14 protein-coding genes are annotated in these 14,153 nt (G+C 69.4%); 7 read left to right on the top strand and 7 right to left on the bottom strand.

Annotated features, from left to right (window positions below; all coding sequences use genetic code 11):
• The 5 genes from AC099J_RS17610 to AC099J_RS17630 all read left to right on the top strand — a co-directional run.
• The coding region (locus AC099J_RS17610) for an FAD-binding protein (RefSeq protein ID WP_479616580.1) at positions 1-296 on the top strand (296 nt) is incomplete at its 5' end.
• A 28-nt stretch (positions 297-324) separates the two neighbouring features.
• Positions 325-2,343, top strand: a complete 2,019-nt coding sequence (locus AC099J_RS17615) for a PAS-domain containing protein (RefSeq protein ID WP_479616581.1) — start codon at positions 325-327, stop codon at positions 2,341-2,343.
• Positions 2,336-3,055, top strand: coding sequence for a response regulator transcription factor (locus tag AC099J_RS17620; RefSeq protein WP_479616582.1), 720 nt, complete (start codon positions 2,336-2,338; stop codon positions 3,053-3,055). The genes AC099J_RS17615 and AC099J_RS17620 overlap by 8 nt, the downstream gene beginning before the upstream one ends.
• A 49-nt stretch (positions 3,056-3,104) precedes the next feature.
• The gene (locus AC099J_RS17625; protein ID WP_479616583.1) at positions 3,105-3,359 is read left to right on the top strand and encodes a ribbon-helix-helix protein, CopG family; all 255 of its coding nucleotides are present in this window, start codon (positions 3,105-3,107) and stop codon (positions 3,357-3,359) included.
• Positions 3,360-3,371: 12 nt separating this feature from the next.
• Positions 3,372-3,545 (top strand): hypothetical protein, encoded by a 174-nt coding sequence (locus AC099J_RS17630; RefSeq protein ID WP_479616584.1) that lies wholly within the window; start codon positions 3,372-3,374, stop codon positions 3,543-3,545.
• A 40-nt stretch (positions 3,546-3,585) separates the two neighbouring features.
• On the opposite strand, the gene AC099J_RS17635 is transcribed toward AC099J_RS17630, so the two are convergent.
• From AC099J_RS17635 to AC099J_RS17665, 7 genes are all read right to left on the bottom strand, one after another.
• The gene (locus tag AC099J_RS17635) at positions 3,586-4,089 is read right to left on the bottom strand and encodes a MarR family winged helix-turn-helix transcriptional regulator (protein ID WP_479616585.1); all 504 of its coding nucleotides are present in this window, start codon (positions 4,087-4,089) and stop codon (positions 3,586-3,588) included.
• 57 nt (positions 4,090-4,146) lie between these two features.
• Positions 4,147-5,856: an acyl-CoA dehydrogenase family protein gene (locus tag AC099J_RS17640; protein ID WP_479616586.1), complete on the bottom strand. Its 1,710-nt coding sequence runs from the start codon at positions 5,854-5,856 to the stop codon at positions 4,147-4,149.
• A gap of 205 nt (positions 5,857-6,061) precedes the next feature.
• The gene (locus tag AC099J_RS17645) at positions 6,062-7,762 is read right to left on the bottom strand and encodes a tannase/feruloyl esterase family alpha/beta hydrolase (protein WP_479616839.1); all 1,701 of its coding nucleotides are present in this window, start codon (positions 7,760-7,762) and stop codon (positions 6,062-6,064) included.
• A 39-nt stretch (positions 7,763-7,801) separates the two neighbouring features.
• Positions 7,802-8,791 carry a tripartite tricarboxylate transporter substrate-binding protein gene (locus AC099J_RS17650; protein ID WP_479616587.1) on the bottom strand — a complete coding sequence of 330 codons (990 nt, stop codon included), beginning with the start codon at positions 8,789-8,791 and terminating at the stop codon, positions 7,802-7,804.
• A gap of 37 nt (positions 8,792-8,828) precedes the next feature.
• Positions 8,829-9,593, bottom strand: coding sequence for an SDR family NAD(P)-dependent oxidoreductase (locus AC099J_RS17655; RefSeq protein WP_479616588.1), 765 nt, complete (start codon positions 9,591-9,593; stop codon positions 8,829-8,831).
• 16 nt (positions 9,594-9,609) lie between these two features.
• The gene (locus AC099J_RS17660; RefSeq protein ID WP_479616589.1) at positions 9,610-11,514 is read right to left on the bottom strand and encodes a feruloyl-CoA synthase; all 1,905 of its coding nucleotides are present in this window, start codon (positions 11,512-11,514) and stop codon (positions 9,610-9,612) included.
• A 23-nt stretch (positions 11,515-11,537) separates the two neighbouring features.
• The gene (locus tag AC099J_RS17665; protein WP_479616590.1) at positions 11,538-12,311 is read right to left on the bottom strand and encodes a crotonase/enoyl-CoA hydratase family protein; all 774 of its coding nucleotides are present in this window, start codon (positions 12,309-12,311) and stop codon (positions 11,538-11,540) included.
• Positions 12,312-12,418: 107 nt separating this feature from the next.
• Here AC099J_RS17665 and AC099J_RS17670 point away from each other — a divergent pair, with 107 nt between their 5' ends.
• Both AC099J_RS17670 and AC099J_RS17675 read left to right on the top strand, forming a co-directional pair.
• A complete protein-coding gene (locus AC099J_RS17670; protein ID WP_479616591.1) occupies positions 12,419-13,282 on the top strand; it encodes an amidohydrolase family protein in 864 nt (287 codons plus the stop codon).
• The gene (locus tag AC099J_RS17675; protein ID WP_479616592.1) at positions 13,279-14,073 is read left to right on the top strand and encodes a 2-keto-4-pentenoate hydratase; all 795 of its coding nucleotides are present in this window, start codon (positions 13,279-13,281) and stop codon (positions 14,071-14,073) included. Before AC099J_RS17670 ends, AC099J_RS17675 begins: the two co-directional genes overlap by 4 nt.
• Positions 14,074-14,153 lie beyond the last annotated feature (80 nt).

The raw sequence follows: 14,153 nt of genomic DNA on the forward strand, positions 1-14,153 counted from the left end.
TCATCACCCCGCTGGCCGACAAGCTGGGCGCGGCGATTGGCGCCAGCCGTGCGGCGGTCGATGCCGGCTACGCGCCCAATGATCTGCAGGTCGGCCAGACCGGCAAGATCGTGGCGCGGCAGCTCTACATCGCCGCCGGCATCTCGGGGGCGATCCAGCACCTGGCCGGCATGAAGGACAGCAAGGTCATCGTGGCAATCAACAAAGACCCGGAAGCGCCGATCTTCTCGGTGGCCGACTACGGGCTGGAGGCCGACCTGTTCGCGGCCGTGCCGGAGCTGGTCAAGGCGCTGTGAGACAGGCGTCGGTGCCATGATGGCGGCCATGCAACCCTTGGATTCCCAGGACGAGCGCCTGCAGCGCTATGCCTCGCTGCAGGCGGCGCTGGACCTGATCGACCAGGGTTTCTCGCTGATCGACGACAAGCTGCAGCTGGTGGCCTGGAACCGCGCCTTCACCGAGCTGCTGGAGCTGCCACCCGCCATGGCGCACGCGGGCGCGTCGTTCGAGAGCTTCATCCGCTACAACGCGCTGCGCGGCGACTACGGCCCTGGCGACCCCGAGGCCCAGGTGTCCGAGCGCGTGGCCACGGCACGCGCCCTGACCGCGCACGATTTCGAGCGCACGCGACCGAACGGCCAGGTGCTGCGCGTGCGCGGCATGCCGGTGCCGGGCGTGGGCTTCATCACGCTGTACTCGGACATCACCGCCTACAAGCGTGCCGAGCAGCGCGTGCTGGAGCAGACGCTGGAGCTGGAGCAGCGCGTGGCCGAGCGCACGCGCGAGCTGTTGCGCAGCGAGCAGCAGATGCGCCTGGTGACCGACTCGATCCCCGCGCTGATTGCCTACTTCGACCAGCACAAGCGCTACCGCTACATCAACCGCGGCTACCAGGAATGGTTCGGCCTGGACCCGGCGCACCCCGAGCAGGTCAGCGCCCGCGCCTACCTGGGCGACGCGACCTACGCCAGCATCCGGCCCAACGTGGCACTCGCGCTGGCCGGCCAGCCGGTGAGCTATGAGTACGAGACGCTGACCGTGGGCGACCTGGTGCGCACGGCGCACACCACGCTGATCCCCGAGCGCTCGCCGCAGGGCGAGGTGGTGGGCTGCTTCGAGCTGACGTTCGATGTGTCGGAACTGCGCCGTGCGCAGGAGCGCCTGGCCCATGCCGACAAGATGGAGGCGCTGGGCCAGCTGACCGGCGGCATCGCGCACGACTTCAACAACATGCTCACGGTGATCATGGGCAACCTGGGCGCGCTGCGCGAGTCGTCCGTCGGCCCGGCGGCGGCCGGCTTTGTCGACCCGGCGCTGAGCGCGGCGCGGCGTGGCGCCGAGCTGATCCGCACCTTGCTCGGCTTCTCGCGCAGCGAACCCTTGATGCCGCAGGCCACCGAGGTCGGCCCGCTGGCGGCGCTGGTCGTCAAGCTGCTGCGCCGTTCGCTGCCGCCGGCCACGCTGCTGCAGCTGGACGCGCCGCCCGAGCCGCTGTGGGCCTGGATCGACGCCAGCCACCTGCAGGACGCGCTGGTCAACCTGATCCTGAACGCACGCGATGCCGGTGCTGGCGCCATCACCGTGCGTGCCAGCTCCGCGCAGGTGGACGCGGCCACCGCCCGCGCGCTGCAGGCCACGCCCGGTCGCCATGTGCGGCTGGACGTGGTGGACGACGGCCATGGCATGGACGCGGCCACGCAGGCGCGCGTGTTCGAGCCCTTCTTCACCACCAAGCGCACGGGCGCCGGTTCGGGGCTGGGCATGTCCATGGTCTACGGCTTTGTGCGGCAGTCGCAGGGCGGCATCGACATCGCCAGTGCGCCCGGCCGGGGGACGACGGTCTCGCTGTGGCTGCCGGTGGCTGAGGCGGCCCCGCCCGAGCCGGCCGAGCCGTCCGTGCCGGCGCTGGCCCAGGCGCGGCCGCAGTGGCTGGTGCTGCTGGTGGATGACGAGGCCGAGGTGCGCCATGTCGTGCGCCGCCATCTGCTGGACCTGGGTCACGCCGTGATCGAGGCCGAAGATGGAGACGAGGCCTTGCAGATCCTGGACGCCGCCGAGGGCATCGCCTTGGTGCTGTCGGACATCGTCATGCCCGGGCAGGTCGACGGCCGGGGCGTGGCCCGCCATGCGCTGGCCCGGCGGGTGCCACGCGTCGCGCTGATGAGCGCCGCACCGGGCCGCCCCAGGCAAGTGCACGCCGAGGCCGCGGCCGAAGGTGCCGCGTCCACGCTGCCTGGGGCCGCCGCGGAGCCCGTCGAGCCGCTTGCAGGCGTGCCGCTGCTGGACAAGCCCTTCGACAAGCCCGCGCTGGCGGCCTTCCTGGAGCGCCATTTCGATGTCTGAGCCGCACGGCGCGCTGGTCTACGTGGTCGAGGACGAGCCGGCCGTGTGCGAGCTGGTGGTGGCCGCGCTGCAGGCCTACGGCTTTCAGACCATGGCCTTCGGCACTGGTGCCGCACTGCTGGCGCAACTGGCGCAGCAGCCGCCCGCGCTGTGCGTGATCGACCTGGGCCTGCCCGACATGGATGGCATCGGCCTGGTGCGCCAGGTGGCCAGCCAGTGCGATTGCGGGCTGTTGATCCTGACCGGCCGCAGCCACCCGATCGACCGCGTGATGGGGCTGGAGCTGGGCGCCGACGACTACGTGGTCAAGCCCTTCGAGTCGCGCGAACTGGTGGCACGGGTGCGCAGCATCCTGCGCCGCCGCCGCGCCGCGCCGGTGGCCGAGCCTGTGGCCGCGCCGCGTCGCCATGCGCAGTTCGCCGGCTGGCGCTTCGACACGGCCTCGCAGATGTTGACCGCACCCGGTGGCAACGCGCAGGCCCTGGGCGTGGCTGAGGCCCAGGTGCTGCGCGTGCTGCTGGACAAGCCGCGCCAGGTGCTCACGCGTGAGCAGCTGATGGGCAGCCGCGACCTGCCATCGCAGGACCACGGCGTCGAGGTCCGCATCTCACGCCTGCGCCGCCGCCTGGAGGCCGCGCCGGGTGGCGGGCGGCTGATCAAGAACGTGTACGGGCTGGGGTATATGTTGGTGTGCGGGGTGGAGTGGGAGTGAGGGCGGGCTGGCAATGTCGAACACTCGCTGTGTATTTCCCGGAGCCGGCATGCATGTCATGACCCTCAGGTTGCCTGACGACCTGCACGCTGCGCTGAAAGAGGTCAGCCGCAAGCGCGGGCTTTCGATATCAGCTCTGGTGCGCGAGTCGTTGGAGCAGTCGCTGTTGGCGCAGGGCGTCGTTGCCGGCGCAGCCGAACGCTGGGTCGCCGAATGGCAGGGCCGTTTGAAGCTGCCTGAAGCGGGTGACGTGGAGGCCAACGACGCACGGCTTGCACATCTGCTGGCCAAGCACGTGCGCTGATCCGTCAGGCGCTTGCTGATCGACATCAACGAGGACGCGCTGCAGGTGGCCGCTGCCATGGCCTGCGCAGCGCAATGCATCGTCACGCGCAATGAGCGCGACTTCAGGGCGTCGCCCGTGCCGGCGCTGAGCCCGGAGGCGTTCTTGCGCAAGTACCCTGGGCCGCAGCTTCCGGCGGACTCCTGACGCTTCCTGGCTGCCGCATGTGGGCCGGCGGCGGCTCGCGCTAGTCCCTGCGCCGCAAGTAAAACTTCTGTAGCAGCCGCTGCAGCGTCGCACGCTCGCGCGCCGTGAGCCGGCCGGCCAGTTCGTTCTCCATCTCGACGACGATCTTCTCGGTCTCTTGCGCCAGCGCATGGCCGGCCGGCGTCAGGTGCAGGCCCACGGCGCGGCCGTCACGCGGATGCGGGCGGCGCTCGATCAGGCCGCGGCGGTCCAGCGCGGCGATCAGGCTGACGAAGTTGGGGGGCAGGATGTCCAGCGTGGCGCACAGCTGGCGGGAGGTGGCACCGGGGTTGTGGGCCAGCAGCGCCAGCACCGAGAAATCGGCCTGCTTCAGCCCATAGGGCGCCATGCGCTCGAAGAACTCGGCGCCGATGGCGATCGAGGCGCGTCGGGCGTTGTAGCCGACGAGCTCTTCGAGCACGCTGGTGTCCAGCTGTTCGGGCGCCGGTGGGGTGGCAGGGGCGGATGCGGCGGGCTTGGGGGTGATCTTTGTTGCACGTGGCATGGGCCGATTGTGGGTGCTCGGCCGGGGCCGCCCTGGGCCTTGGCCCCTGTCTGCCGTTCAGCCCGCTGCGGCCAGCGCCACCGCTTCGGCCGCGCGCTTGACCATGGCCAGGCGCATGTCGAACTCGGGCAGCACCCAGCGGCGAAAGGCGGCGGCCGGCTCCGTCCAGCGCGGGTCGTCACCGGCCGTGGCCTCGATGCGCGCCCAGGACCAGGCCAGCAGCGCCAGCGCCGTCACGCGCAGGAAATCGTCTGCCACCTCGTAAGCCAGGCGCGGCTGGGCCTTGGCCGCCAGCGCCACGCTGGTGGCCAGGTAGCGCAGCTGGGCCAGCCGGCGCTGCGCGTCGGCATCCGGGTCGCGCGATGCGTCCAGCGTGCCGCGCAGTTCGACCAGCATGGCGCTGAAATCGGCGCCGCCGTCGGGCAGCACCTTGCGCACCAGGAGGTCGATGGCCTGGATCTCATTCGTGCCCTCGTAGATCATGGCCACGCGCACGTCGCGCACATGCTGCTCGACGCCCCACTCGCGCACATAGCCGTGGCCACCGAAGACTTGCAGGCAGGCGCTGGCGCCGTCGAAGCCCTGCTGCGTGCAGGTCGACTTGAGCACGGGCGTGACCAGCGTGCACCAGCGTTGCGCGTTGGCGCGGGCCTTGGCGTCGGCATCGTGGCGGGCCACGTCCAGCAGCACGCCGGTGCGGTAGGCGAGCAGGCGCGCGCCGTCGATCCAGGCGCGCTGCGTGGCCAGGATGCGGGCGATGGCGGGGTGGTCGGCGATGAGGCTGGGCGCGGTGCCGGTCGCTCCGGGCGCGCGCATCTGCGTGCGTTCGTGCGCGTAGGCATCGGCCTTTTGCCAGGCCGCGTCCAGCAGGCCGATGCCCGTCAGCGCCACGTGCAGGCGCGCCGAGTTCATCATCACGAACATGGCGTTGAGGCCACGGCCGGCCTCGCCCACCAGCCAGCCCGTGGCCTCGTCGAATCGCAGCTGGCAGGTGGGGCTGCCGTGCAGGCCCATCTTCTCTTCGATGCGTTCGCAGACGATGGCGTTGCGCGTGCCGTCGGGCAAAAATTTGGGAGCGAGCACCAGCGACAGGCCCTTGGGCCCGGGCGGCGCATCGGGCAGGCGGCACAGCACGAGGTGGACGATGTTGTCCGTCATGTCGTGCTCGCCGCCGGAGATGAAGATCTTGTTGCCCGCCAGGCGCACGCTGCCATCGGCCTGCGGGACGGCGCGGGTGCGCACCAGGCCCAGGTCGCTGCCGGCATGGGCCTCGGTCAACGCCATCGTGGCCAGCCACTCGCCGCTGGCGATCTTGCCAAGATACCGTTCCTTCAGCTCCACGCTGCCGTGGTGCTTGAGGCATTCATAGGCGCCGTGCAGCAGGCCGGGCGCCATCGTGAAGCCCTGGTTGGCGGCCGACAGCCACTCGTTCAGCACCGCGTCCAGCACCGCCGGCAGGCCTTGGCCACCGTGGCCGGGGTCGGCCGACAGCGAGGGCCAGCCGCCCTTCCAGAACGCCTGGTACGCGTCGCGAGAGCCCGGCGGCACGGTGACCGCGCCGGCTTCGAAACGGCAGCCGATCTCGTCACCACTGCGGTTCAGCGGCGCGATCACGTCGCCGACAAAGCGGGCAGCCTCTTCGAGCACCTGGGCCATCAGTGCCTCGTCGACTTCGGCGAAGGCCGGCAGCTGGCGCAGGCGCGGGCCTGCGCCCAGCACTGTGTCGAGCAGGAATCGGATGTCGTCGGGGCGGGGGCGGTAGTCCATGGTGCGGGGCCGGTGGCGGTCGGTGGTTCGTCAAGCTGGGTGCCCAAAGCGTACGGCGATAGCACGCACGATCAAGGCCCCGAAGGCCGCGGAGCAGGCCATGCCAGGGCACCCGCGGAACTGGCACTGCCAGGCCGCTGGGTGCGCCCCCCTCGCGCAGCAGAGGGGGTTGGCGAAGCGCGCAGCGCGGAGACTGGGAGTGCAACTATCGGCAGCTGAAGCTGGCTGCCGCTTCGATGTCACCCGTGCCGTTGTAGCGCGCCACCTGGGGGTAGGGGCACAGCGGGCGGGTGCGGGTGGGCGACCAGCCGGCGGGCACGTCGGCGTTGACGCCGCCGGCATTGCCGGCGCCGCGGGCGCTGGCGATCACGCGGTCGGGCGATTCGCCCTTCTCGACCCAGTTGACCAGCGAGGTCAGCATGTCGAACTGTTCCGTGGCCGGGCCACCCGAGCAGTGCAGCATGCCGGGCACGCGGTAGAAGCGGGCGAAGTCGCTGGTGCCACCACCGTGGGCCGCGCGCAGCGTCTCATACCAGGCGGTCGAATCGTCGCTGGAGAAGATCGGGTCGGCCGTGCCGTGGTAGACCATCATCTTGGCGCCGCGGTTCTTCAGCGTCGACAGGTTGTTGGCGTTGGGTGCCACCATGAACGACAGCGCGTTCTCGGTGTAGGTGGCATCGGTGGCGTTGATCTTGGTCAACATGGTGTCCACGTTGCCGGTCAGCGTGAAGTTCGGGCCGTTGAAGCCGGTGCGCGTCTCTGGCGGCACTTGCCAGATGAAGGCCACGGCGCCTGAATCCAGGTTCAGCGAGTTGTTGAACTTCCAGGCTGCCCAGCCGCCGCCGGCCAGGCCGTTGTCGTAGGGGAAGCTGTTGTAGATCTTCGCGCCCGCGCTGGTCGTCGCGCCGCTGAACAGCTTGGCGATCTCGGTCTTTTGCGCGCTGCTCAGGCAGCTGCCATCACGCGTGCCGCTGCAGGTGGGCACGTCGCGCGCCAGGTCGAATGCAGCCTGGCAGGCGGTGGTGTCCTGCACCAGGCCGTCGGCCGTGCCGTCCAGCGCATCGCACTTGCCCAGTACGGCAGTGGAGACCAGCGCGCGCTCGGCGGCCGTGAATCCCGTGCCCAGGTCGCCCGGTGTGGTGGCCAGGCGGTTGTAGGCCTGGGCACCGGCGATGTTGGCAATGGCGGCCAGCGGCAGGCGGTAGCCGGGGTTGCCTGCCAGCACGCCGTCGTACTGCTCGGCGTAGCGCGACGCGGCGATCATGGCATGGCGCCCGCCGTTGGAGCAGCCGCCGATGTAGGAGCGATCGGGCGCCTTGCCGTAGGCACCCTGGATCGCGCTCTTGGCCATGGGCGTGAGTTTGCCGACGGCCTGGTAGCCGTAGTCCAGCCGGGCCTGCGGGTCCAGGCCGAAGAACGGGGTCGGCGACGGGTGGCCGGCGTCCGAGCTCAGCACGGCAAAGCCCATGTTCAGCGCGTTGTTGAGCACGCCACCGCCGCCGGTGCTGCCCGTGGCCGTGACCACGCTGCCGTCGACGCCGCCGTTGGCCTGGTAGAAGAAGCGCCCGTTCCAGGCCTTGGGCAGGCGCATCTGGAAACCGATGGCGTAGCTGGCACCGTCCACCGGGCTGACGCGGTCGAACATGCGGCCCGTCAGAAGGCAGTGCTCACGCACGGGTTGGCCGGCCACCATCAAGGTACCGGCGGCAATGTCGGTCGCCGCGGTCAGCGTGGTGTTGGGCAGGGACAGCTTGGTGGCCAGGTCAGTGCACGACAGCAGGGTGGCAGGCGTCGCCTCGGTCAGGCGCGGCAGGTCATCGTCCGATCCTCCGCAGGCGGTCAGCAGCAACACAGGCGCCAGCGTGGCCGCAGCGGCCAGGATGGTGCGGGAACGGGGCTTCTTCATGGTCATGGGGTTGTCTCCTCCAGGTGGATCTTCAGGACATCAGGACTCTGCGGTGAAACCGATCTGTTTGACGAGAGGGCCCCAGCGTTCGAACTCGGCCTTCTGGTCGGCCGCCATTTCCTGCGCGGTGCTGCCGTGCGCGACCAGTCCCACGATGGCCAGCGCGTCGATCACGGTCTTATCCTTCAGCGCAGCGTTGATCGCGGCATTGGCGGCGGCCAGCGTGGCCGGGGGCGTCTTGGCCGGCGCGTAGAAGCCGAACCATTCCTCGGACGTCACATCCGGGTAGCCCAGCTCGGTGAAGGTGGGCACGTCCGGCAGGAAGGGCGAGCGCTTCTTGCCCGAGGTGGCCAGCACGCGCACGCGGCCGGTCTTCATGTATTGCAGGTAGTCGCCGCTGGGGTTCATGGCGGCGGCAATCTGGCCGCCCACCAGGTCGGTGATGCTGGGCACGGTGCCACGGTAGGGCACGTGCTTCAATTCCACGCCGGCGCGGATGCCGAGCAGCGCGCCCAGCAGGTGCGGCATGGAGCCTGCGCCCGGCGAACCGTAGCTGGCCTTGTCCGGATTGGCCTTGGCCCAGGCCAGGAAGTCCTTCAGCGTCTTGACCTCGGCCGGCACCGCTGGCCCCACGGCCAGGCCGTGGAACATGATGGCGCCGATGGAGACCTGGGTGACCTCTTCGGGCTTGTAGCTCAGCTTGGGGTAGATGTACGGGTACACGGCGAGTGCCGAGACCGGCGCCAGCGTCAGCACCGAGCCGTCGGCCGGCGACGCCTTCAGCGTCTCGACGGCGATCCGGCCACCGGCACCGGGCTTGTTCTCCACGAAGCCGGGGTTCTTGCTGTAGGGCGTGCCGCCCAGCTTTTCGGCCACGCGGCGGGCCACGCTGTCGCCAGCGCTGCCTGCGGGAAAGCCATACATGATCTTGACCTGGTCCAACGCCTGCGCGAGGGCGGTCAAGGGCGACAGGGCGCCCAGCGCAGCGACGCTGCCCAGGGCCTGCATGAAGTGGCGACGGTGTTGCATCGAGAGTCTCCTTGGGGTGAACAGGGGGCAGTGGGGTTCAGCGCGGCGCCATGCGCAGCGCGCCGTCCAGGCGAATGACTTCGCCGTTCAGGTGGTTGTTGGTGACGATGTGGCAGGCCAGCTCGGCGAACTCCGAAGGCTTGCCCAGGCGGGACGGGAACGGGATGGACGCGGCCAGCGACTGCTGCACCGGCTCAGGCAGTTGCAGCAGCAGCGGCGTGGCGAAGATGCCGGGCGCCACGGTGCACACGCGGATGCCGTGCTGCGCCAGGTCGCGCGCCATCGGCAGCGTCATGCCGACCAGCCCGCCCTTGGACGCGCTGTAGGCCTGCTGGCCCACCTGGCCATCGAAGGCCGCGACCGAGGCGGTGAACATCATCACGCCACGGGCGCCGTCTTCCAGGCCTTCGAGCTTGGCGCAGCGCGCGGCGAACAAGCGGCTGATGTTGTAGCTGCCGATCAGGTTGACCTGGATGACCTTGGCGAAGTCTTCCAGCGGCGCGGCGCTGCCGTCCTTGCCGACGATGCGCCTGGCGCCGCCGATGCCGGCCACGTTCATGAGGATGCGCGCCGGTCCGTGGGCTGCGGCGGCTGCCTCCAGCGCGGCTTCGACGCTGGCGGTGTCCGTGATGTCGCAGGCGTGGGCGGTGCCGCCGATGTCGGCCGCGACTTTGTGCGCCAGTTCGATGTTGCGGTCGAGCACCGCGACCTTGGCGCCCAGGCGGGCCAGCTCGCGGGCGACGGCCTCGCCCAGGCCCGATGCGCCGCCGGTGACGAGCGCGGCTTGTCCTTCGATCTTCATGGTGTGTCTCCGTTCGTTACTGTGGCTTGAGCGTGAAGGGCAGGGTGCCGCCGTGCAGCGCCTGCACGGCCGCGTCGCGGTGCTTCAGCACGGCGCGCTGGTTGATCGAGCCCTTGTCGGTGACCTCGCCCTTGTCGATGGACGGCAGCTCGGCCACCAGCACGGCGCGGGCAATGCGGTTGGCGCTGCCGGTCGCGTCCGCCGCCAGCTTGTTCAGCACCTGCTGAAAGTGCGACTGCACGGCCGCGCTTTCCAGCACCTGCTGCCAGGGCGCGTCGGCCGGCAAGCGGGCCAGTTCGCGCACGGCCTGGGTGCAGAAGATCAGCGCGCCGACTTCCTTCAGGTTGATGCCGGTCAGCACTGCGTCCTGCACATACGGCGCGCCGTAGGCTGTGATCTTGGCGCGCATCGGCCCCACACTCACGAAGGTGCCGGTGGCCAGCTTGAAGTCTTCGGCAATGCGGCCGTCAAAGCGCAGGCCCAGGTGGATGTTGTCCGGGTCGATCCAGTCGACCGCGTCGCCGCTGCAGAAGAAGCCTTCCTCATCAAACGCCTCGTGCGTTTCGGCCGGCAGGCGCCAGTAGCCCGGCGTGATGTTGGGGCCGCGGTAGCGCACCTCGGTCTTGCCGTCGGCCGGCACCAGCTTGACTTCCATGCCCAGCGCGGGCAGGCCCAACTCGCCATCCACCACCTCGGCGCGCGTGACGCACAGCGCGAACGGCGCGGACTCGGTCATGCCCAGGCCGGTGCCCATGACAATGCGCTCGCCGGCCTCGGCCTCGGCCACGCGGTACAGCTTGTCCCACACGGCCTTGGGCAGCGCGGCACCAGCGTAGTAGAAGAGCTTGCAGCGCGACAGCAGGTTCTTGCGCAGCACGGCGTCGGTCTCCATCGCGTCGGCGATGGCCTCGAAGCCGGTGGGCACGTTGAAGTAGATGGTCGGCGCGATCTCGCGCAGGTTGCGCAGCGTCTCGGCGATGCCGGCCGGCGTGGGCTTGCCCTCGTCGATGTACAGCGTGCCGCCGTTGTCCAGCACGATGCCCACGTTGTGGTTGCCGCCGAAGGTGTGGTTCCAGGGCAGCCAGTCGACCAGCACCGGGCCGCAGCCGTCTTCCAGTGCCTCGCCGATCGCCGGGATGCCCAGGCGCAACTGCTGCTGGTTGGCGCACCACATGCGGTGCGTGTTGATCACGGCCTTGGGGTTTTTGGTCGAGCCCGAGGTAAACAGAAACTTGGTGATGGTGCCGGGGTGCACATGGTGCATGGCCTCGTCCACGGCAGGCGTGGGCACGGTGGCCAGCAGATCGACCAGCAGCGTGCTGGCGCGGTCGTCCAGCGTGCCGCTGCCCAGCACCACCGGCACATCGGCCGCCACCGTGGCGGCGATGGCCGGGCCGAAGCGGGCGTCGGCCGCGAAGACCAGGCCCGGCGTCAGCGTGGCCATCACGTGGCGCAGCTTTTCGTAGTCCTTGCTGACCAGCGCATACGGCGTGGAGACAGGGCAGTGCGGCACGCCGATCAAGAGGCAGCCAAAGGCCATCAGCGCGTGGTCCAGGCTGTTCTCGGCCAGGATCGCGACGGGCCGCTCGTCGGACAGCCCGTGCTGCAGCAGCGCCTGGCCGATGGCGCGGGCCTTGGCCAGCACCTCGCGGTAGCTCAGGCGGATCCAGTCGCCGCGGCTGCCGTCGGGCAGCCTCGCGCGCTGGGCGATGAAGGTGCGGTCGGGTGCGACCTCGGCCCAGTGCAGCAGGCGGTCGGTCATGCGGTGGGCGTAGGGCGGCAGCGGCCGGTCGGCCGTCAGGTAGCGCACGCCGCCCTCGCCCTCGCGCAGCACGCCACGCGTGACGCCATAGCCCATGGGGCGGAACTTGGGCGCAGCAGTGCCCTGGCGGCCTGTGGCCGCAGTGCTGGTCTCTGTCATGGTTGTGCTCCTGTGGGGGGGCTTCAGTCGCGGGACACCTTGGCGGCGCGGCCTTCGAGGAAGGCGCGCACGCGCTCCTTGGCTTCTGGCGAGTCCTGCGCGATGCCGGCCATCAGCGCCTCGGTGAACAGGCCATGGTCGGTCGTTTGCTCGGCGATGCGCGGCAGCGCGTGCATCAGCGCGTAGTTGGTCAGCGGCGCGTTGGCGGCGATGCGCTTGGCCAGTTCCACAGCCTTGGCGAGCGCCTGGCCCTGCGGCACCAGATACTGGGCGAAGCCGGCGCGCTCGCCTTCTTCGGCCTTGTAGACGCGGCCGGTCATCATCATGTCCGTCATGCGGGCCACGCCGATCAGCTTGGGGATGCGCACCGAGCCGCCGCCGCCGACGAAGATGCCGCGCGAGCCCTCGGGCAGGGCGTAGAAGGTGCTCTCGTCGGCCACGCGGATGTGGCAGGCGCTGGCCAGTTCCAGACCGCCGCCGACCACCGCGCCGTGCAGTGCTGCAATCACCGGCACCGGGCCGGACTGCACGCAATCGAGCGCCTGGTGCCACATGCGCGAATGCATCACGCCCTGGCCGGCGTTGCGCTCCTTCAGCTCCGACAGATCGAGGCCGGCGCAGAAGTGGTCGCCCGCGCCGTCGATGACCACGGCGCCCACGCCCTCGGGCAGGTTCTGGAAGGCGTCGCGCAGCGCCAGGATGAGGCCATCGTTCAACGCATTGCGCTTGGCGGCACGTTCCAGCCGCACGATGGCGATGTCGTCCTGGCGTTCGAAGGAGAGGTCGGGGTGGTTCATGATTGCGTCCTTGGTGTGAATCGATTATGGTTATGAAAAATAACCAAATCAAGACCGCTCAAGCCCCAAATTCTTAAGTAGTTACCCTAGGAAAAAAAGGAGACCCCATGGACTGCACCAACCTGATCGCCATCGACACCCACACCCATGCCGAGGTGAGTTGCTGGAACCCGTTCGACAGCTACGGCGAGGAGTACGACCGCGCAGCCGACAAGTACTTCCGCTCCAGCCGCCGGCCGACGATTCAGGAGAGCATCGACTACTACCGCGAGCGCAAGATCGGCTTCGTGATGTTCGGTGTGGATGCCGAGTCACAACTGGGCCGCAGGCGCATCCCGAACGAAGAGATCGCCGAGGCGGCGCAGAAGAATTCGGACATCATGATTGCGTTCGCCAGCATCGACCCGCACAAGGGCAAGATGGGTGCGCGCGAGGCGCGCCGGCTGGTCGAAGAGCATGGCGTGAAGGGTTTCAAGTTCCACCCGACGGTGCAGGGCTTCCACCCCTACGACAAGATGGCCTGGCCGATCTACGAGGTCATCAACGAGCACAAGCTGCCGGCCATCTTCCACACCGGGCACAGCGGCATCGGCTCGGGCATGCGCTGCGGCGGCGGGCTGCGGCTGGAGTACAGCAACCCGATGCACCTGGACGACGTGGCCATCGATTTCCCGGACATGCAGATCGTCATGGCGCACCCCAGCTTTCCATGGCAGGACGAGGCGCTGTCGGTGGCCACGCACAAGCCCAACGTGTGGATCGACCTGTCGGGCTGGAGCCCCAAGTATTTTCCGAAGCAGCTGATCCAGTACGCCAACACCATGCTCAAAGACCGCGTGCTGTTCGCCAGCGACTGGCCGCTGATTTCGCCCGACCGCTGGATGAAGGATGCGGAGGATGCCGGCTTCAAGCCCGAGGTGATGCCTGGCATCCTGAAGGGCAACGCGATGCGGCTGCTGGGTCTGGCATGACACCCGCGACGCTGCTCGCGCACTACGACAGCGCCGCGCTGTGGCCCGCCGACCACGGTGTGCCACCGGACCTGGCCGCCGCCTACCAGAGTGCATTGGCGGTGCGCGCCCTGCGCAGCGCGCGCGGCGAGAAGCCGGTCGGCTACAAGATCGGCTTCACGAACCGCACGATCTGGCCGCGCTACGGCATCTACGCGCCGATCTGGGGCACGGTGTGGAGCAGCACGCTGCAGTTCTGCGACGGCCATGGCGAGGTCGACCTGGCCGGCACCGTGCAGCCGCGCATCGAGCCCGAGATGGCCTTCGGCTTGCGTGCCACGCCGCCTGAGGCCGTGACGCTTGCGCAGCTGTTCGACTGTGTGAACTGGCTCGCACCCAGCTTCGAGGTCGTGCAGTCGCACCTGCCGCAATGGAAGTTCGCCAGCGCCGCCGAGCCCGTGGCCGACAGCGGCCTGCATGCGCGCCTGCTGGTGGGCCGCAAGACCGCGGTAGGCAGCATCGCCGCCAGCGGCGCAGCGCTGGACGAACGCCTGGGCGCCGTGCAGTTGCAGCTGCTGCAGGGCGACACCGTGATCGACCAGGGCCAGGGCCGCAACGTGCTGGACGGCCCGCTGCACGCGCTGCTGCATTTCGTGCACGAGCTGCAGGCCTGCCCCGGTGCGCCGGCCTTGCAGGCGGGTGACGTGGTCACCACCGGCACCTGGACGGACGCCTGGCCGATCGCGCCCGGCCAAACCTGGAGGACGCGCATCGACGCACCGTTCGAAGCGCTGCAGATCACGCTGCGGTAGGCCCCGGGCTGCATATGCAAAACGTATGCACGCCCCACATTCCAGATATTTGATCTGCGGGCGCGCAGTGCCTAGCATCG

It is taken from the genome of Rhodoferax sp. RT4P68, assembly GCF_056521305.1.

Bases quoted from the DNA above. Each gene is read 5' to 3' on its own strand.
- AC099J_RS17615 (WP_479616581.1), top strand. From the start codon at position 325: ATGCAACCCTTGGATTCCCAGGACGAGCGCCTGCAGCGCTATGCCTCG.
- AC099J_RS17620 (WP_479616582.1), top strand. From the start codon at position 2,336: ATGTCTGAGCCGCACGGCGCGCTGGTCTACGTGGTCGAGGACGAGCCG.
- AC099J_RS17625 (WP_479616583.1), top strand. From the start codon at position 3,105: ATGCATGTCATGACCCTCAGGTTGCCTGACGACCTGCACGCTGCGCTG.
- AC099J_RS17635 (WP_479616585.1), bottom strand. From the start codon at position 4,089: ATGCCACGTGCAACAAAGATCACCCCCAAGCCCGCCGCATCCGCCCCT.
- AC099J_RS17640 (WP_479616586.1), bottom strand. From the start codon at position 5,856: ATGGACTACCGCCCCCGCCCCGACGACATCCGATTCCTGCTCGACACA.
- AC099J_RS17645 (WP_479616839.1), bottom strand. From the start codon at position 7,762: ATGAAGAAGCCCCGTTCCCGCACCATCCTGGCCGCTGCGGCCACGCTG.
- AC099J_RS17650 (WP_479616587.1), bottom strand. From the start codon at position 8,791: ATGCAACACCGTCGCCACTTCATGCAGGCCCTGGGCAGCGTCGCTGCG.
- AC099J_RS17655 (WP_479616588.1), bottom strand. From the start codon at position 9,593: ATGAAGATCGAAGGACAAGCCGCGCTCGTCACCGGCGGCGCATCGGGC.
- AC099J_RS17660 (WP_479616589.1), bottom strand. From the start codon at position 11,514: ATGACAGAGACCAGCACTGCGGCCACAGGCCGCCAGGGCACTGCTGCG.
- AC099J_RS17665 (WP_479616590.1), bottom strand. From the start codon at position 12,311: ATGAACCACCCCGACCTCTCCTTCGAACGCCAGGACGACATCGCCATC.
- AC099J_RS17670 (WP_479616591.1), top strand. From the start codon at position 12,419: ATGGACTGCACCAACCTGATCGCCATCGACACCCACACCCATGCCGAG.
- AC099J_RS17675 (WP_479616592.1), top strand. From the start codon at position 13,279: ATGACACCCGCGACGCTGCTCGCGCACTACGACAGCGCCGCGCTGTGG.